Annotated in this window: 17 protein-coding genes and 1 tRNA gene; 7 read left to right on the forward strand and 11 right to left on the reverse strand. The window is 64.3% G+C overall.

Annotated elements, in window-relative coordinates; genetic code table 11:
* Nucleotides 1–91: 91 nt before the first annotated feature.
* The 4 genes from AAG799_RS10865 to AAG799_RS10880 all read left to right on the forward strand — a co-directional run bounded on the left by AAG799_RS10865 (nucleotide 92) and on the right by AAG799_RS10880 (nucleotide 5,559).
* Entirely contained in the window at nucleotides 92–1,516 is a 1,425-nt protein-coding gene (locus AAG799_RS10865; protein WP_341895853.1) for an FAD-dependent oxidoreductase, read from the forward strand.
* 21 nt (nucleotides 1,517–1,537) lie between these two features.
* Nucleotides 1,538–2,965, forward strand: a complete 1,428-nt coding sequence (locus AAG799_RS10870) for a HAMP domain-containing sensor histidine kinase (RefSeq protein WP_341895854.1) — start codon at nucleotides 1,538–1,540, stop codon at nucleotides 2,963–2,965.
* A gap of 143 nt (nucleotides 2,966–3,108) precedes the next feature.
* On the forward strand, nucleotides 3,109–3,594 hold the full coding sequence (locus AAG799_RS10875; protein ID WP_341895855.1) for a hypothetical protein: 486 nt from the start codon (nucleotides 3,109–3,111) through the stop codon (nucleotides 3,592–3,594).
* A 111-nt stretch (nucleotides 3,595–3,705) separates the two neighbouring features.
* Complete coding sequence (locus AAG799_RS10880; protein WP_341895856.1) at nucleotides 3,706–5,559, forward strand: adenylate/guanylate cyclase domain-containing protein; 1,854 nt, start codon at nucleotides 3,706–3,708, stop codon at nucleotides 5,557–5,559.
* Here the strand turns inward: AAG799_RS10880 and AAG799_RS10885 are convergent.
* Nucleotides 5,556–7,103, reverse strand: coding sequence for a 3-hydroxyacyl-CoA dehydrogenase (locus tag AAG799_RS10885; RefSeq protein WP_341895857.1), 1,548 nt, complete (start codon nucleotides 7,101–7,103; stop codon nucleotides 5,556–5,558). The genes AAG799_RS10880 and AAG799_RS10885 overlap by 4 nt on opposite strands.
* A gap of 95 nt (nucleotides 7,104–7,198) precedes the next feature.
* Here AAG799_RS10885 and AAG799_RS10890 point away from each other — a divergent pair, with 95 nt between their 5' ends.
* Both AAG799_RS10890 and AAG799_RS10895 read left to right on the forward strand, forming a co-directional pair.
* Nucleotides 7,199–7,663, forward strand: coding sequence for an Hsp20 family protein (locus AAG799_RS10890; RefSeq protein ID WP_341895858.1), 465 nt, complete (start codon nucleotides 7,199–7,201; stop codon nucleotides 7,661–7,663).
* A gap of 24 nt (nucleotides 7,664–7,687) precedes the next feature.
* Nucleotides 7,688–7,945, forward strand: a complete 258-nt coding sequence (locus tag AAG799_RS10895) for a DUF1150 family protein (protein WP_341895859.1) — start codon at nucleotides 7,688–7,690, stop codon at nucleotides 7,943–7,945.
* 50 nt (nucleotides 7,946–7,995) lie between these two features.
* Here the strand turns inward: AAG799_RS10895 and ptsN are convergent, their stop codons facing one another.
* The 10 genes from ptsN to AAG799_RS10945 all read right to left on the reverse strand — a co-directional run bounded on the left by ptsN (nucleotide 7,996) and on the right by AAG799_RS10945 (nucleotide 15,430).
* Nucleotides 7,996–8,460, reverse strand: coding sequence for a PTS IIA-like nitrogen regulatory protein PtsN (gene ptsN, locus AAG799_RS10900; protein WP_341895860.1), 465 nt, complete (start codon nucleotides 8,458–8,460; stop codon nucleotides 7,996–7,998).
* Nucleotides 8,461–8,513: 53 nt separating this feature from the next.
* The gene (raiA, locus tag AAG799_RS10905; protein WP_341895861.1) at nucleotides 8,514–8,840 is read right to left on the reverse strand and encodes a ribosome-associated translation inhibitor RaiA; all 327 of its coding nucleotides are present in this window, start codon (nucleotides 8,838–8,840) and stop codon (nucleotides 8,514–8,516) included.
* A 182-nt stretch (nucleotides 8,841–9,022) separates the two neighbouring features.
* Nucleotides 9,023–9,670 (reverse strand): carbonate dehydratase, encoded by a 648-nt coding sequence (can, locus tag AAG799_RS10910; RefSeq protein ID WP_341895862.1) that lies wholly within the window; start codon nucleotides 9,668–9,670, stop codon nucleotides 9,023–9,025.
* A gap of 15 nt (nucleotides 9,671–9,685) precedes the next feature.
* Nucleotides 9,686–11,251 (reverse strand): RNA polymerase factor sigma-54, encoded by a 1,566-nt coding sequence (rpoN, locus tag AAG799_RS10915; RefSeq protein WP_341895863.1) that lies wholly within the window; start codon nucleotides 11,249–11,251, stop codon nucleotides 9,686–9,688.
* A 13-nt stretch (nucleotides 11,252–11,264) separates the two neighbouring features.
* Nucleotides 11,265–12,053, reverse strand: coding sequence for an LPS export ABC transporter ATP-binding protein (gene lptB / locus AAG799_RS10920; protein ID WP_341895864.1), 789 nt, complete (start codon nucleotides 12,051–12,053; stop codon nucleotides 11,265–11,267).
* The gene (locus AAG799_RS10925) at nucleotides 12,053–12,730 is read right to left on the reverse strand and encodes an LptA/OstA family protein (protein WP_341895865.1); all 678 of its coding nucleotides are present in this window, start codon (nucleotides 12,728–12,730) and stop codon (nucleotides 12,053–12,055) included. Before AAG799_RS10925 ends, lptB begins: the two co-directional genes overlap by 1 nt.
* Nucleotides 12,727–13,422, reverse strand: coding sequence for an LPS export ABC transporter periplasmic protein LptC (gene lptC, locus AAG799_RS10930; RefSeq protein ID WP_341895866.1), 696 nt, complete (start codon nucleotides 13,420–13,422; stop codon nucleotides 12,727–12,729). Before lptC ends, AAG799_RS10925 begins: the two co-directional genes overlap by 4 nt.
* Nucleotides 13,422–14,429 carry a KpsF/GutQ family sugar-phosphate isomerase gene (locus tag AAG799_RS10935; RefSeq protein ID WP_341895867.1) on the reverse strand — a complete coding sequence of 336 codons (1,008 nt, stop codon included), beginning with the start codon at nucleotides 14,427–14,429 and terminating at the stop codon, nucleotides 13,422–13,424. Before AAG799_RS10935 ends, lptC begins: the two co-directional genes overlap by 1 nt.
* A gap of 228 nt (nucleotides 14,430–14,657) precedes the next feature.
* Nucleotides 14,658–15,272 (reverse strand): ribonuclease D, encoded by a 615-nt coding sequence (locus AAG799_RS10940; RefSeq protein ID WP_341895868.1) that lies wholly within the window; start codon nucleotides 15,270–15,272, stop codon nucleotides 14,658–14,660.
* Nucleotides 15,273–15,343: 71 nt separating this feature from the next.
* Nucleotides 15,344–15,430: transfer RNA gene (locus tag AAG799_RS10945), tRNA-Leu, on the reverse strand.
* 179 nt (nucleotides 15,431–15,609) lie between these two features.
* Here AAG799_RS10945 and AAG799_RS10950 point away from each other — a divergent pair.
* Nucleotides 15,610–16,725: an NAD(P)/FAD-dependent oxidoreductase gene (locus tag AAG799_RS10950; RefSeq protein WP_341895869.1), complete on the forward strand. Its 1,116-nt coding sequence runs from the start codon at nucleotides 15,610–15,612 to the stop codon at nucleotides 16,723–16,725.
* Nucleotides 16,726–16,865 lie beyond the last annotated feature (140 nt).

Here is a 16,865-nt window from a genome sequence, read left to right on the forward strand (position 1 = left end):
GCCCCATTGCGGCAAAAACGGGGCGACAGGGGGCTTCGACATACCGAGTCGCTCGCTTGACTTCGCCCGCGCCGCTGTCTTTGCTGGCGGCATGACCGAGCGGATCGAATGCGATATCGCCGTGGTTGGCGCCGGCGCCGCCGGCATCACCGTGGCTGCTGGCGGTGCCATGCTCGGCGCCAAAACGGTTCTAATCGAGCGCGACCACATGGGCGGTACACGGCTGTATGCCGAGCTGCCGTTGCAGGCGCTGGCCGCTGCCGCCCGTCACGCCACCGACTGGCAGCATGCGGCAAAGCTTGGCATTCACTATGACGAACCCGATATCGACATCCTGGCCGTGCTGCGGCATGCCAATGCCGTCATCGCCGCCGCGGCGCCGAACGACTCGGCCGAACGGCTGGGCGCTCTTGGCGTAACGGTGCTGCAGGGTGAGGCGCGCTTTACCGCGCCTGATACGCTCAGTGTTGGCAGCGCCCTGGTCACGGCACGCCGTTTCGTCATCGCCAGTGGCGCAAAACCAACAATGCCGGCAATTCCCGGCCTGGAGGATATCGCCTGCCTGACCCCGCAATCGATCTTCGATCTGGCCGAACGCCCGCTGCATCTGCTGGTCGTGGGCGGCGGCGGCACCGGCGTAGCCTGCGCGCAGGCCTTCCAGCGCCTGGGTGTGCGGGTGACGCTGATCGAACGCCAGCACTGCCTTGCGCGCCACGATCCGGAGCTGCGCGACCTGGTCGTCGATGCCCTGCGCCGCGACGGCGTGACGCTGCATGAGCAGACCACGATCACCCTGGCGGAAAATTCCGCCACCGGCATCGTACTGACCCTGCATCATGCCGACGGCAGCACCGATCGTATCGCTGGTTCGCATCTGCTGCTGGCAACCGGCTGGCAGGCCGATCTTGCTGCCCTCGACCTGCGGCAGGCCGGCATCACCACAGGGCCGCGTGGAATCGTGGTTGACGGTACCCTGCGCACCAGCAACCACCATGTCCATGCCATCGGGACCGCGGTCGATCCGCAGGCGACAACGGCAATCGTCGTGCATCATGCCGGCGTGGTGCTCAAGAATATCCTGCTCCGGCTGCCCCTGCGCGCCGACCGCAGGGCTGCTGCCGATCTGGTCGCCTGCGATCCGGAACTGGCCTGTGTGGGGCTGAGCGAGGCCGCCGCGCGCGCGCGCCATGGCCGCATCCACATCCTGCGCCGCCCCTTCATTCTCAACGAGCGCGCCCTGGCGGAGGGGCGCAGCGAAGGCCTGCTCAAGGTAATGACGACACCGACCGGCCGCATTCTCGGCGCCGCCGCGGTCGGGCCGCAGGCCGCCGAGGTCCTGCATCCCTGGGCGCTCGCCATCGGCAAGGGGCTGGGCATCGGCGCAGTCCAGGGCATGATTGCGCCCTTCCCGGCCCGCGGCAGCAGTGCCCTGCAGGCGGCCGCCGATTTCTACCGTCCCAAGCTGTTCAGTCCGCTGACCCGGCGGATCGTCCAGTTCCTCGCCCGGTTCGGCTGACGCGCTATACTATCCTGCATCATGACCGCCGAGCCCCCCGCCTCGACCGATTCGACGCAACCGCCGCGCCCGCCCGGCGTCGCCAGCCTGTCCGGCCGCCTGCTGGTGCTCACCATTGCCTTCACCATGCTGTCGGCCGTGCTGATCTACCTGCCGGCAATGAGCCGGTTCCGCATCAGCTATTTTGAATCGCGCATCGAACTGGCCGACCAGGCTGCGCTCGCCCTGCTTGCAGCCCCCAACGGCATGGTCAGCGCCGAACTGGAAGACGAGCTGCTGCGCAATGTCGGCGGCAAGCTGGTGGCGATGCGGCGCAAGGAATCGAATGCCCTGATCCTGAGTGACCGCCAGGAATTGCCAATGCTCGGCAAGCCGGTCGATCTCAGCACCCAGCAATGGTGGGAAGGCATCATGAATGCGGTGATGGTGATGACCAGTCCCGCCAATGACTATGTGCGCGTGCTGGGCCCCTCGCCGCGCGATCCGCAGACCCGGATCGAGGTGGTGCTGCCGACGGCGCCGCTGAGTGATGCGCTACGCGATTTCTCCTGGCAGGTGCTGTGGGTAGCGCTGATCATCTCGGTCATCACCGGTGCCCTGGTCTATCTGAGCCTGCAATGGCTGCTGGTGCGGCCGATCCGTCGCCTGATCGTCAGCATCGTTGGCTTCCATGCCGCACCAGAAGACGCCCGGCAGATCATCCGCCCGACGCAGCGCCGCGATGAAATCGGCATGGCCGAGCGCGAGCTGCAGATGATGCAGCAGGATCTGCGGCAGGCATTGACCCAGCGCGCACGCCTGGCCCAGCTCGGCATCGCGGTCAGCAAGATCAGCCACGACCTGCGCAACATGCTGGCCTCGGCGCAGTTGGTCTCCGACCGCCTTGCCACCTCGGCCGATCCCACCGTGCTGCAGGTCGCGCCACGCCTGGTCGGCTCGATCGACCGCGCCATCGCGCTCTGCGCCCAGACCCTGCGGTATGGCAAGGCCGAAGAGCGGGCGCCGGAGCCCTGCCGCATCGCCCTGCGCGATTTCGTCGATGATGTCGCAGCCGCACTGGGTCTGCCGGACGGCACCGGCATCCGCTGGCATAACGCCGTGCCGGAAAACCTGCTGCTGCAGGCCGACAGCGAGCATCTGTACCGCGTGCTCAATAACCTGATCCGCAACGCCACACAGGCGATGCCCGATGGCGGCGATATCCGGGTCGCCGCGGCCCTTGCCGAAAACGGCGTGGTGATCGAAGTGGCCGACAGCGGTGGCGGCCTGAGCGATGCGGCCCAGACCCATCTGTTCGAGCCCTTCCGCGGCGGTCGCAGTGGCGGAACCGGCCTTGGCCTTGCCATCGCCCGCGAACTGATCCGCGGCCATGGCGGCGACCTGGAACTGGCCCGCACAGGTCCGCTGGGCACCACCTTCCGTATCCGCCTGCCACAGCCGGCTGCCTGAGACACTCGGCAGGCCGGATGCCTTATGGCTAACGCGTTTTAACCATATCGCTTAACTGGATATTCAATCCATCCGGCGCGATAATGCGTAGCCAGAATGGCTGACCGGTATCCAGATGGCTACCGCACGCAGGAGAGAAGCCCATGCGTAAATTGATTCAAGCGGTCCTGATTCCGCTGTTGCTCGTCGGCTCTATATCGGCCTGCTCCGATCAACGCAGTGACCTTACGCCTTTCACCCAGAGCACGGCTGTCGGTGTCGGCTATGAGATTTTCAAAGCGCGCGTCGAACGTCGCCTTGAGATGACCTGCAATCTGGAAAACGTGATCGTCGATGGCAAATATTGCGTCAGCAATTTCAAGCCGACCGATCGCCAGGAAGTGTTCTGTTTCAAGACGCTTGGTGGCGTCGACTGCTACGCGGAACCCGATCCCTATTCGCTGGAAGGCCGCCAGTTGCCAGCACCGCCGCGCGCACTGGCCGATCCGCGCATGCCGATGACCCCGCCCGGCCGCCGCCCGCAGCCCCAACTGCCCACTGCCCCCTACGACCAGCGGGTGGAAGAAATTCCGCCAGAAGCCATGCTCGTCAACGAGCCGGCGCCGGATCCGGCCATCAAGCCGATGTGATAACAGATCGCTGCGCGGCGCTGCCCGCCGGCGCCTGAACCGCGGATTTCTGTGACCGGCGTTACCCCGCCGGCCTCTTGCCAACGGCTGCATCGTGCTAGTTTCTGCCCCATGCAGAAACTGCACGACCGAACATGGACCTGGGAGCTGCCGGCGCCGCCGGCCGCGCTCTGGCCCTATCTCTCAGACACCGCCCGCTTCAACGAAGCCGCCGGCACACCGCGCTATGCGGTAGAGGAAATCACGCAGCCCGATGGCTCGGTGCGCCGTCGCGCCACTGCCAGTTACAAAGGCGTGGCCGTCGAATGGGATGATCCACCGTTTGAATGGGTGTTCGAGCGCGAATTCCGCCAGATGCGGATTTTCCAGCGCGGCCCGCTGCAAAGCCTAGGCCCCGCGCTGAAGCTGGAAGCCGGCCCGGATGGCGGCAGCCGTGTCACCTACCGCCTCGGCGGTACGCCGCGCGGCTTCCTTGGTCATCTGCTGTTCGCCACCGGGCTGCTGGACAAGATCGGCAAGGGCCTTGAAGAGATGGTGCGGCAGGCTGCCAGCTTTGCCGCCGGCCAGGCCGACATGCCCTTCCTTTACACGCCGCCCGAGCCGGCGCCGGAACAACGCGAGCGCCTCGCCAGCCTGACCCGGCAGATCGCCGCCGGGTCATACCATCATAACCTGGCCGACCGGCTGGCCGGCCATATCGCCACGGCACAGGAGGTCGACCTGATCCGTATCCGGCCGCGCCGCCTGGCGCGTGACTGGCAGGTGCCGGTCCGCCATGTTGCCGAACTCTGCCTGGAAGCGACGCGCCTCGGCCTGCTGGGGCTATCCTGGAACCTGCTCTGTCCGCGCTGCGGTGGCGCCAAGGCGACGGCGGCAACGCTGGATCAACTGCCTCAACAGGCGCATTGCCCATCCTGCAACATCGCCTATGACGGCAACTTCACCAGCAATATCGAGATCAGTTTTCGTCCCGCCCCCGCGATCCGCAGTATCGGCGAGGGTGAGTTCTGCATGGGTGGGCCGCATGTGTCGCGCCACATTCTGGTGCAGCAGATTCTGCAGCCCGGCGAACAGCGCCGCATCGTGGTAACGCTGCCGGCCGGCGAATACCGCCTGCGAACCCTGGAACCCGGCGGCGAATGCGTGATCATGCATGATGGCGGCGCATTCCCGACCATGATTGCCGAAGATGCCGCCACACCGGATTTCACCATGCGTGCCGCCACCGGCGATACCATCGGCGGCCTGGTCCTGCACAATCTCAGCAGCCGGAAACTGACCTTCGTGATCGAATCCCGCGCCTGGCGCAGCGACGCGCTGACCGCCCATGAAGTAACGACATTACAGGCTTTCCGCGACCTGCTGCCGGCGCAGGTGCTGCGCGAGGGCGAGGATGTCGGCATCGACAGCATCACGCTGATGTTCACCGATCTGGAAGGCTCCACTGCGCTGTACGAGCGGCTCGGCGATGCGGCAGCCTATCGCCTGGTGCGTCGGCATTTCAGCTTCCTGGCGGAATCGATCCGCGAGCATGACGGCGCCCTGATCAAGACCATTGGCGATGCAGTAATGGCTGCGTTTGCCACGCCGGAACAGGCCGTGCGCGCCGCACTTGAAATCCGCGACCGCATCGGTGCCTTCAATCGCGACTATCTGGCCGAGCTGGCTGCCGAGGGCCAGGCAGCAGAGGCTGCCCCAGAGCTCGCTATCGGCCTGAAGATGGGTCTGCATGGTGGTCGCTGCATCGCCGTCACCCTGAACGAGCGGCTGGATTATTTTGGCAGTACGGTGAACATGGCCGCCCGCCTGCAGGGCCGCAGCCGGCGCGGCGAAGTGGTGCTGTCGGCGCCGCTGGCCGCCGATCCCGCCGTGGCGCCATTGCTGGACGGCCGCAAACTCAACCATGAAAGCGCCGAACTGAAGGGCTTTGAAAAGCCTGTCCCCTTCGTGCGCCTGACCGCCTAGTCCTCGGTCAGCGCTGAAAGCCCGAGCAGTGCCCGCCGACGCAGCCACAAGCTGGGCCGGTAGCGGTCGTCGCCGGTGATGGCCTGCAGCTGGGTCAGCACCGTATGCACGGTCTGCAGTCCCATCGCATCGGCCAGCGCCAGCGGGCCAAAGGGATAGTTCAGGCCCAGCATCATCGCCTTGTCGATATCGGGCGGGCTGGCGACACGGATCTGCGCCATCTCACAGCCCAGATTGGCCACCATGGCAGCGATGCGTTGGCCGATGAAGCCGGGGCTGTCATGGATCGCGGTCACCGCGCGCCCGCCTGCATGCAGGCGGGCCACCACGGCATCAAACAGGTCGCGGCGCGCACCCGGCGCCCGCATCAGGGTCAGGCGCTTTTCCAGCTTGCCGGCGATATCGAGGCCAAACAGGCGGCGATGATCCAGCCCGAGCCGTGCGGCATAGGTTGAGCAATCTTCGCCCAATGGCGCGCAAAGAATGGCGCTGTCTCCATCATCGAAACCGCTGACCTCAAAGCCGAAGCTGCGCAGCAGTTCGCCCAATGCCTCGTCATCGGCATCGGCCAGCACGACGCGGCCGGCCGGTTCTGCCGCCGAGGTCGCATCGGCCGAAGGCACCACGCCCTTGCCGGCTTCGTCATAGGCGAAGAAGCCCTGTTTGGTCTTGCGGCCGAACTGGCCGCTTTCCTTCAGCAACTGGTGCAGCGGCGCGGTGGCCAGCCGGCGGTCGTAGAAATAGCCTTCGTGGATGATTTGGCTGACCGGGAAATTGACATCGATGCCGGTCAGATCCATCAGCTCGAAGGGCCCCATCTTGAAGCCCCAGTTGTCGCGCATTACGGCATCGACCTGGGCCGGCGTTGCTACACCTTCAGATACGATGCGCAGCGCCTCCTGCGTATAGGCCCGTCCGCCCAGATTGACCAGGAAACCCGGGCTGTCCTGCACCACCACCGGCAGGCGGCCCATGCGCTCGCCCACCGCAACCAGGCTGGCAATCGTGGCATCCGAACTGCCCGGCGCGCGGATCACTTCCACCAGCTTCATCAGCGGCACGGGATTGAAGAAATGCAGGCCGGCAATGCGGTCGCGGTTCTGACAGGCCGCGGCAATGCTGGCGATGCGCAGCGACGAGGTATTGGAGGCCAGCAGACAATCGGGCCGCACGATTGCTTCCAGCTTGCGGAACACCTCCTGCTTGACCGTGAGATTTTCGACAATGGCTTCCACCACCAGATCAGCCGGGGCCAGCGCCTCCAGAGCGTCCACCACGCTCAGGCGGGCCTTGGCAGCCGTGGCGGCAGCCTCCTCAAGCCGGCCCTTCGACACCATCTGGTCAAGCTGGGCAAAGATCGCCTCGCGCGCCTTGGCGGCAGCGCCGGCCATGGCATCGAACAGCAGAACCGCCATGCCGCCGGTCATGCCGACCTGGGCAATGCCACGACCCATGGCGCCGGCGCCGATAACGCCCACAGTTTCAATCTTTTGCCCAGTTTCAGCCACAATATGTCTCCGTTTTGGCGGCAACATCCTGCCCATACAGGCCTTGATCCGCAAGCCATCGCACCCCACATCTTCGGTGTCCGGATGCCTTATAGGGTCCGTGCGCCGCTCGCTTTTATAAGGAGTATGGAATGACCCGCGTTTCGATCTTCTCCAGCCCCCTGCTGCTCGGCTTCGACCATGTTGAACGCATGATCGAGCGCGCCACCAAAGCGGGATCGGAAGGCTACCCGCCGTATAATATCGAACAGACTGGCGAGAATGATCTGCGCATCACACTGGCGCTTGCCGGTTTCAGCGCGACCGATCTTGGCATCACGGTGGAAGACAACCAGCTTGTCATCCGTGGCAAGCAGAGCGACGACAAGGAACGCATCTACCTGCATCGCGGTATCGCGGCGCGGCAATTCCAGCGCAGCTTCGTGCTGGCCGATGGCATAGAGGTCGTGCGCGCAGAACTGCGCAATGGCCTTCTGCATATCGACCTGCACCGGCCGCGGCCGGAATCACAGATTCGCAATATTGCGATCAACACGACGGATGGCGGCCGCAGCGATACGCTGGGCGTCACCGGCAAAACCGGCGGCTCCCGTTAAGTCTGCGCCGGAAGGAGAAAAACAATGGCCCTCCCCAACGATCACGACACCAAGCACGGTAATGCCGGCGACGTTACGCGTCCCCAGCCACCGATGACGGAAGAAACCTTTGCCAATCTCGGCGCGCCTGATCTGGCCTATATCCGGCCAGTACAGACGCCCGAAGGTGCGGCTTGGGGCATCTATTCCGCCAATGGCACCCAGCTCGGCTTCGCGCCGCAGCGCGATCTTGCCTTTGCGGCGGCGGTGCAAAACGACCTGATGCCCGTCAGCGTGCACTGACGGAACAGACCTGACGGTTACGACCAGTCCCCTTCGATGCAGCGCCGCGATCAGGCGGCGTGGCTGGTCGGGCTGTCGGTGAGCAGGGCGTAGATGGCATCGGCGCTCTCTGCGCCGCGCAGCTTCTCGCAGACCGCCTTGTCGCGCAGCAGGCGCGACACGCGCGCCAGTGCCTTCAGATGGTCGGCGCCGGCCGATTCAGGGGCCAGCAGAAGAAACACCAGGTCAACCGGCATTTCGTCGATCGAATCGAAATCAATCGGGCGTTCAACGCGGGCGAACAGGCCATAAAGCTTGTCCAGCCCGGGCAGGCGGCCATGCGGAATCGCAATGCCATTGCCAACACCGGTGGTGCCGAGGCGCTCGCGCTCCAGCAGGGTGTCGAAAATGGCGCGCTCATGCTGGCCAGTGATTTTTGCCGCGCGCGCAGAGAGTTCCTGGAGCGCCTGCTTCTTGCTGTTGGCCTTGAGGTTGGCGATTACGCCATCAGGGCTCAAGAGCTGAAAGATTTCCATCTGGAATCGTGCCTCCGCGGCTTCGCCGGTATGGGTCTGGTCTCAACCGAGACTCAGGCCGCATCTCCGGCCTGGGGGAGCCGCTGGTGATGATTGCGTCGCTTGCGTTTGTCGCGCCGGACCTGTTTAGCCAGCTTCTCCAGAGCATGGTCGAAGCTGAGATAGATTTCGTTACCCTCCGCCGCTGCCGTCATGGCGATACCTGCGCCGACATGCACAGTGCATACACAATGGAACATCGAACCGTCGCGCTTGAACACGACATTGGCCTCGATGGCATTGTCCATGTACTTGGACACGGCTGCGGAAAGATGTTCCTCGACATAGGCGCGTAGAGAATCGCCGAGGTCGAGCTGCTGTCCGGAAGTCAGGATTTTCATCTGTGTCGAAATCCGAGTTCGATCGGTCAGGGCATGAGTGTAGTACGGCGGCCAACGCCCGTCATGCGCGGCGGACCATAGAGAAGGCCTTTTTCCCTGTCAACCACGGGAAAATCCGTTAACCCATTGATTTAAAAGATATCCACAGCCATCCGGCTACGGTTTACCTTTGATCCCAAGGGCTAAGGCGCCAACCGGTCCGGTTCGGTACGAAAGATTCGGTCAACGGCTTCCACGCCGGATATGGTGACACCGAGATCGCGGATCAAGCCATTTGATATTCCGTATACCCAGCCGTGCAGGCTGAGATCCTGGCCGCGATGCCAGGCATTCTGCACGATGGTGGTCTTGGCCAGATTGAGCACCTGCTCGCGCACATTCAGTTCGCACAGCAGATTGACGCGCTTGTATTCCTCAACCACTTCCTGAAGCTCGGCCTCGTTGCGCGCATAGACATCGCGGATCGGTCGCAGCCAGTGGTCGATCAGGCCAAGCTGCTGCGGCTGCATCGCCGCACGCACACCGCCGCAGCCGTAATGGCCGGTGACGATGACATGCTTCACCTTCAGGAATTCGATGGCGTATTGCAGAACCGCCAGGCAGTTCATATCGGCCGGATGCACCAGGTTGGCGACATTGCGATGCACGAACAGCTCGCCGGGATCGAGGCCGACGATCTCATTCGCCGGCACGCGGCTGTCGGCGCAGCCGATCCACAGATAGGCCGGATTCTGCTGATGCGCGAGCCGGTCGAAAAATCCCGGATCGGCATTGAGCTTTGAAATCGCCCAGGCCCGATTGCTGTCAAACAGCGGTGCGATGTCAGCCATGTCTGTGCCCTCGCCTCAACCGGCCTTGAGCAGGCCGGCCTTTTTCAGACGGCGGCGCTCGACCGATGAGGGAATGTTCATTGCCTCACGGTATTTCGCCACGGTGCGGCGGGCGATGTCGACACCCTTGCCGGCCAGCATCTCGACGATCTTGTCATCCGACAGGACATCTTCGGCACTTTCGGTGTCGATCAGCGTCTTGATGCGGTGACGGATCGATTCCGCCGAGAAGGCCTCGCCGCCATCGGTAGCCGCAATGCTGGCGGTGAAGAAATACTTCATTTCGAAAATGCCGCGCGGCGTCGCCATGGTCTTGTTCGAGGTGACGCGGCTGACCGTGCTTTCATGCATCTCGATGGCCTCGGCCACTGCGCGCAGGTTCAGCGGTTTCAGGTGCGACACGCCATGGCGCAGGAAGGCATCCTGCTGGCGCACGATTTCGCTGGCCACCTTCAGGATGGTCTGGGCGCGCTGGTCGAGCGACTTGACCAGCCAGTTCGCCGAATTCAGGCAATCCGACATATAGGTCTTGGTCTGCTTCTGCTGGACGTTCGGCGTCGCGCCGTTGGTCGCCGCCTTTTCCGCCTTGGTCACGCGGGCATAGTAGCGGCTGTTGACCAGCACGCGCGGCAGCGTATCGCTGTTCAGCTCGACCAGCCAGCTGCCATCGTTGCCACGGCGTATATACACATCGGGCACCAGCGTCTGCACCGGCTCGCCACCGAACAGCAGGCCCGGCTTGGGATTCAGTGCGCGGATTTCCTGCACCATGTCGGCGATGTCTTCCTGGTCCACGCCGCAGATGCGCATCAGGCCCGGGATATCACGCTTGGCCAGCAGTTCCAGATTGTCGAGCAGGGCCTGCATGGCCGGATCAAGGCGGTCGCGTTCGCGCAGCTGCAGCGCCAAACATTCCTTCAGGCTGCGGGCGAACAGCCCGGCCGGCTCGATGGTCTGCAGGTCCAGCAGCACGGCCTCGACCTCGTCGGCCTCGATCCCCAGCCGCGTGGCGACCTCGTCCAGCGGCTCGGTGACATAGCCGGCTTCGTCCAGCGTATCGATCAGGGCCTGGCCGATCAGGCGGTCGGTCGCATTGGCCGGCATCAGCAGCCAGTGTTCCTGCACATGTTCGCGAAGGCTGAGCGTTTCCGACAGGGTCTGCTCCAAGCCGCCGCCCTCTTCGTCGAACCGCCCGTCGCCGCCGCGTCCGGTGATGTAATTGCTGCTCAGCCCCATATCGGCATTGGCGCCGTCATAGCCGCTGTCATTGTTGAAGGTGTTGTCGCCATCGGGATCGACATCCATGGCCTCGCGCGCCTTTTCGGCGATGCCGTCGGAACTCAGATCCAGGCGTTCGGCCGGTGCATCGCCATCAGCGACTTCAAAGGAATCGCGGGTATCCTCGGCGCCGGGTGCATCGCCGTCGATCCGCTCGAGCAGCGGATTGCGCTCCAGCTCCTGCTCGACATAGGCCATCAGTTCGAGATTGGAGAGCTGCAGCAGCTTGATCGCCTGCTGCAGCTGCGGCGTCATAACGAGCGCCTGGCCCTGCCTAAGCTCGAGACGGGGACCCATCGCCATGGTTATGCGCCCGTCACCAGCTGAACCGCTCGCCGAGATAAACCCGCCGGACATTCTCGTCGGCAACGATTTCGCTCGGGCTGCCCTCCATCAGTACCTTGCCATCATGCAGGATGTAGGCGCGGTCGATGATGTCGAGTGTCTCGCGGACATTGTGGTCGGTGATCAGCACGCCGATACCGCGATCCTTCAGGTGTGACACCAGCTGGCGGATTTCACCCACTGCAATCGGGTCGATACCGGCCAACGGTTCGTCCAGCAGCATGAAAGACGGCTGGGTTGCCAGCGATCGGGCGATTTCGCAGCGCCGCCGCTCGCCGCCGGACAAGGCCAGGGCCGGTGTGCGCCGCAGATGGGTGATCGAGAATTCGGCCAACAGATCGTCCAGCATTGCCTCGCGGCGATCGGTTTCAGGCTCGACCAGTTCGAGCACGGCGCGGATATTCTGCTCCACCGTCAGGCCGCGGAAGATCGAGGCTTCCTGCGGCAGGTAGCCCATGCCGAGCCGCGAGCGGCGATACATCGGCAGACCAGTGATGTTGTGGCCATCCAGTGTGATGCTGCCATGATCGGGCCGCAGCAGGCCGGTCATGATATAGAAGGTCGTGGTCTTGCCGGCGCCGTTGGGGCCGAGCAGGCCAACGGCTTCGCCGCGCTGGACATACAGCGACACGTCGCGCAGCACCGGCCGCTTCTTGAAGCTCTTGCCCAGGCGATGCGCCGCAAGGCCCGGATAAGGATTCTCGGCAACCAGGCGCAGGCCATCGCCGGCCGGATCAAGCTTTTCGTTACCGGTCGTCATCAGCGCCGCGCCCCCGGTGCCGGGGCGGGAGTCGGTGTGGCCGGCTTCTCGCCACCTTCGGGAATGATTACCGCCCGCACCCGCGTGCCCTGGGCCGGATCGCAGGTGCTGCGGCCGGTATCCTGGTACATCACGGCACGCGCGCAGACCAATGTGCTGTTGTCGCTGGTCATCAGAACATTGCCGGTGAGGGTGATCGTCCTCTTTTCCACGTCATACACGCCGAAATCGCCCTGGGCGCGTTCCTTCGGCGTCGAGACAAAGACACTGCCCTTCGCCTCGATCTTGCTGATCGAACTGGAATCGGGAGTGCCTGGCGCGGCCGGCGCTGCTGCCGGGCGTGCGGCAGGCTGCTGGCGCGGCGGCGTACCGCCCGCGGCTGCGCCGGCAGCCGGCGCGTTGCGGTCGCGGTAATACACGAACAGCTCTTCCGAACGCAGCCGGGTATCGCCCTGCACCACATCGACCTTGCCCTTGAAGATCGCCAGCTGCTTGTCCTGCTGCACTTCCAAGGTGTCGGAGGAAATCTCGATCGGTTGGTTGTTGCCCTGCCTGCTGTTGAGATTCAGCTGGGCGGCCGCGTCAGCGCCGGTCAGGGCAACAACGGCGGCAGCCAGAAACGCCGGGCGCAGACCGGACCGGCGGGCGAACAGATGGGAGAGTCGTATTGCCGTCATCCCTGCTTCCCTCGCGGAAGAATCGTCGTCTTCACGCCATTGATGAAAACGATGACCCGCCCCTTGTCGTAAACCCGCATGCCGTTGGCGCGGATCTGGCCGAACTCCGCCTGGCCCCACACCTTCTCGTCGCTGGATATCACCTTGGTCTGCAGGTTGACCTCGGCGGAATGGCCGTGCATCTCGCTGCCACGGTCACCATAGACATTGATGTTGCCATACAGGTCAAGCAGATGGGCGGTGCCATTATACAGCCCGGTATCCGCGGTCAGCGACCACCATTCGCCGCTGCTCATGGTGATATCGGCCTGCACGCGGTCCAGCGTCACCTGCTTGTCGTCCTTGGGGTCCTGAATGGCGCGGTCGGCCGTCACCACATAGGGCTGGCCGCTGGCATCCGAACCGCGGTATTTCGGATTGTTCATCACCAGCGCCGCGCTGGCGGAGTCCACATCGCTGAAACTCAGCGACAGGGTGTTGTGCCGCTTGGACAGCTGCGGCCAGGCGATCACCGCCGCCACGGTGCCGAGCGCGATCAGCGGCAGGATGAATTTCATGAAGCGGACAAAACCGCGCCGGCGCGGCAATGCCGACAGGATGCGCGCGCCATCGCGCGGCGCGAAATCGGCATTGCGACGGGTTTTCCGGGTGCCTGGCTGGCTGAGATCGGCTGTCATCATGGCGCCATGCATCAGGTGATCCCTGCACGCACGCAATCGTGCATATGCAGGATGCCAACGGGACGACCGTTCTCGACCACGAAGAAGGCGGTAATGCGGCGGCGATTCATCTCGCCCAGCGCCTCGCCGGCCAGCTGGTTGGGGCCGATGGTGATCGGCGATTTGGTCATCACCGTCTCGACCTTCTGCGCCAGCAGATCGCCTTCGATATGGCGGCGCAGGTCGCCGTCGGTGATGATGCCGAGCAGCTTGTCCTTGTCGCGCCCGCTCTTGCCGACAATGCCGATACAGCCAAAGCTGCGGCCGGCCATGGTGACTAGCGCATCGCGCATGCCGGTCCCGACCGCCACCATCGGCATTTCCGCCCCGCTATGCATCAGGTCTTTGACCTTGACCAGCTGACGGCCGAGCTTACCGCCGGGATGATAGATGCGGAACTGGTCCTTGGTGAAGCCGCGCCGCTCCATCAGGCCGACGGCGAGCGCATCGCCCAGCGCCAGCATCATGGTGGTGGAGGTGGTGGGCGCCTGCGCAATCGGGCAGGCCTCTTCCACCGGCGGGATCAGCAGCACCACATCGGCCGCCTCGCCCAGCGCCGACTTGGCCTTCTTGGTCATGGCGATCAGGGGAATGGCAAAGCGCTTGGCATGTGCAATGACATCGGCCAGTTCATGGGTTTCGCCGGAATTCGACAGGCAGATCACCACATCGCCCGGCATGATCATGCCAAGGTCGCCATGGCTGGCCTCGCCAGGATGGACAAAACTGGCCGGTGTGCCGGTCGAGGCGAGCGTGGCAGCGATCTTGCGCGCCACATGGCCGCTCTTGCCCATGCCTGAAATAATGGCACGCGCATGCGCACCCTCGCGGCTCACCGTCATCAGGATGTCGAGCGCCTTGCCGAAACTGCTGTCCAGATTGGCGGCCAGGGCGGCGAGCCCATTGGCCTCCATCAGCAGGACGCGGCGACCGACCTCGATATCGGGGCTGGCAGCCGGACGCCGGCTGGCAACCTGCACGACCGATCCCGACCGGGATGTACCGGCCCGGTTCGGGGCTTTCGCACGTTTCTTTCCGGCGCGCTTAATACGCGCGGCGGATGGTGCGGACGTCATGGGCTTCCACCGCTTGCGAGACACTAACAAGAATCGTGCCAAGTATGGAGAATCACCCCCGGAATTGCAAACCTGATGACCGGTTCGCAGCCAATTTCAGGGACTTGGCAGTATCGGGAGTAAAGGCCCGGATTAGTGGGCGAAAATGTCATCCTCGGGCCAGCCGGCCAGGTCGAGCGCCGCGCGGGCCGGCAGGAAGCCGAAGCAGGCCTCGGCAAGCGCCATGCGCCCCTCGCGCACCAGCATGCCGTCCAGCACGGTCTTCAGCTGATGCAGGTTCAGCACGTCGGAGGCCGCATAGCGCTGCTGCGCCTCGGTCAGATCCTGGGCACCCCAGTCTGACGACTGCTCCTGCTTGGAGATTTCCACGCCGATCAGGTCGCGGCACAGATCCTTCAGGCCATGGCGGTCGGTGAAGGTGCGCACCAGCTTGGACGCCGTGCGGGTGCAGTAGACCGGCGTGGTGTCGGCGCCCAGATACTGTTTCAGCGCCGCCAGGTCGAAGCGGGCGAAGTGAAACAGCTTGAGGATTTTCGGGTTTTCCAGCAGGCGCTTGAGGTTCGGCGCGCTATAGCCGGTGCCGCTGCGGAACTGCACCAGATGGGCGTTGCCGTCACCGGACGACAGCTGCACGACGCAGAGCCGGTCGCGCAGCGTGCGCAGGCCCATGGTCTCGGTGTCTATAGCCACCATGGTGCCGAGGTCGAGGCCGGCAGGCAGGTCGTTCTGATATACGGTGATGGTCATTTACGGTGCACTCTCGGGTGCTGCACTCGATTGCGGACGCCTTAAGCTACGCGGCGCGGCAATCGAGGAATTGGTGCCCAGGATAAGACTCGAACTTACACGACCTTTCGGTCACTAGCACCTGAAGCTAGCGCGTCTACCAATTCCGCCACCTGGGCAAACGGTGCAGCCGACCCGAGGGGCCGTCCGAACCGAGGCGAGTGTTTACGGCTCCGGACCGGAGAAGTCAAGCGCTGCCCGGCGGTATTCCGGCGGCGGTTATCGACAGGCTGCACAAGGGGTTGCGCAGAGGCAGCCAGCTGCCGATAACGGGGCGTCAGAAGGAGTTGGACGACCGATGGACAGCGTCGAATGTCTGGTGATCGGGGCCGGTGTGGTCGGCCTGGGGGTAGCGCGGGCCCTGGCCCGGCGCGGCCGCGAGGTGGTGATCGCCGAGGCCGCCGACCTGATCGGCAGCGAGACCTCCTCGCGCAATTCAGAAGTGATCCATGCTGGCATCTATTATCCGGCCGGCAGCCTGAAGGCCCGGCTCTGCGTCGAGGGCAAGCAGGCGCTCTATGCCTACTGCGCCGAGCGCGGCATCGCCCATAACCGCTGCGGCAAGCTGATCGTCGCCGCTGACGAGACGCAGCTTCCCGATCTGGAAGCCCTGAAGAAAAAAGCCGAGGCCAACGGCGTGCACGACCTGCAATGGCTGACGCGCGAGCAGGCGCTGGCGCTGGAGCCGCAGCTGCATTGCGTGGCAGCCCTGCTGTCGCCATCGACCGGCGTGATCGACAGTCATGGCCTGATGCTGGCCTATCAGGGCGAGGCCGAGGACCACGGCGCCATGCTGGCGCTGGCCTCGCCGGTGCTGCGCGGCGAAGTCGCCAACGACGGCATCGTGATCGAGACCGGTGGTGCCGATCCGATGCGGCTGAAGGCGCGGCTGGTGATCAATTCGGCCGGTTTCGCCGCCCAGGGGATTGCGGCCAAGATCGCCGGCATCCGGCCCGACAGCGTGCCGCCTACCTACTATGCCAAAGGCAACTATTTCGTGCTGTCGGGTGTGAAGCCGCCGTTTTCGCGGCTGATCTATCCGATCCCGACTCCCGGCGGCCTTGGCACCCATGTCACCATCGATATGGGCGGCCAGATGCGGTTCGGCCCCGATGTCGAATGGGTCGATGCTGTCGATTACAACGTCGATCCGGCGCGCGGCGACAGCTTCTATGCCGCCGTGCGGCAATACTGGCCCGGCCTGCCCGATGGTTCGATCCAGCCCGGCTATTCCGGCATCCGGCCGAAACTGAGCCGGGGCAGCGGCAAGTCCGGCGACGATTTCCTCATCCAGGGGCCGGATCAGAACGGCGCGCCCGGCCTGATCAATCTTTTCGGCATCGAAAGCCCGGGGCTGACCGCATCGCTCAGCATCGGCGAGCTGGTCGCCGATATAGCCGATGAGCTGGCATAGCATGGACGCCACCTGCCTGCTGGACAGCCAATGCGGCCTGGGCGAGTCACCGGTCTGGTCGGTGGCCGAGCAGAAACTCTGGTTCATCGATATCAATGCGCCAGCGCTGTATCGGCTCGATCCGGCGACACGGCAGCTGG

Origin of the sequence: Ferrovibrio terrae (assembly GCF_943371255.1) — a bacterium.
GTDB lineage: Bacteria > Pseudomonadota > Alphaproteobacteria > Ferrovibrionales > Ferrovibrionaceae > Ferrovibrio > Ferrovibrio terrae_B.

Bases quoted from the DNA above. Each gene is read 5' to 3' on its own strand.
- AAG799_RS10865 (WP_341895853.1), top strand. From the start codon at position 92: ATGACCGAGCGGATCGAATGCGATATCGCCGTGGTTGGCGCCGGCGCC.
- AAG799_RS10870 (WP_341895854.1), top strand. From the start codon at position 1,538: ATGACCGCCGAGCCCCCCGCCTCGACCGATTCGACGCAACCGCCGCGC.
- AAG799_RS10875 (WP_341895855.1), top strand. From the start codon at position 3,109: ATGCGTAAATTGATTCAAGCGGTCCTGATTCCGCTGTTGCTCGTCGGC.
- AAG799_RS10880 (WP_341895856.1), top strand. From the start codon at position 3,706: ATGCAGAAACTGCACGACCGAACATGGACCTGGGAGCTGCCGGCGCCG.
- AAG799_RS10885 (WP_341895857.1), bottom strand. From the start codon at position 7,103: ATGGGCAGGATGTTGCCGCCAAAACGGAGACATATTGTGGCTGAAACT.
- AAG799_RS10890 (WP_341895858.1), top strand. From the start codon at position 7,199: ATGACCCGCGTTTCGATCTTCTCCAGCCCCCTGCTGCTCGGCTTCGAC.
- AAG799_RS10895 (WP_341895859.1), top strand. From the start codon at position 7,688: ATGGCCCTCCCCAACGATCACGACACCAAGCACGGTAATGCCGGCGAC.
- ptsN (WP_341895860.1), bottom strand. From the start codon at position 8,460: ATGGAAATCTTTCAGCTCTTGAGCCCTGATGGCGTAATCGCCAACCTC.
- raiA (WP_341895861.1), bottom strand. From the start codon at position 8,840: ATGAAAATCCTGACTTCCGGACAGCAGCTCGACCTCGGCGATTCTCTA.
- can (WP_341895862.1), bottom strand. From the start codon at position 9,670: ATGGCTGACATCGCACCGCTGTTTGACAGCAATCGGGCCTGGGCGATT.
- rpoN (WP_341895863.1), bottom strand. From the start codon at position 11,251: ATGGCGATGGGTCCCCGTCTCGAGCTTAGGCAGGGCCAGGCGCTCGTT.
- lptB (WP_341895864.1), bottom strand. From the start codon at position 12,053: ATGACGACCGGTAACGAAAAGCTTGATCCGGCCGGCGATGGCCTGCGC.
- AAG799_RS10925 (WP_341895865.1), bottom strand. From the start codon at position 12,730: ATGACGGCAATACGACTCTCCCATCTGTTCGCCCGCCGGTCCGGTCTG.
- lptC (WP_341895866.1), bottom strand. From the start codon at position 13,422: ATGCATGGCGCCATGATGACAGCCGATCTCAGCCAGCCAGGCACCCGG.
- AAG799_RS10940 (WP_341895868.1), bottom strand. From the start codon at position 15,272: ATGACCATCACCGTATATCAGAACGACCTGCCTGCCGGCCTCGACCTC.
- AAG799_RS10950 (WP_341895869.1), top strand. From the start codon at position 15,610: ATGGACAGCGTCGAATGTCTGGTGATCGGGGCCGGTGTGGTCGGCCTG.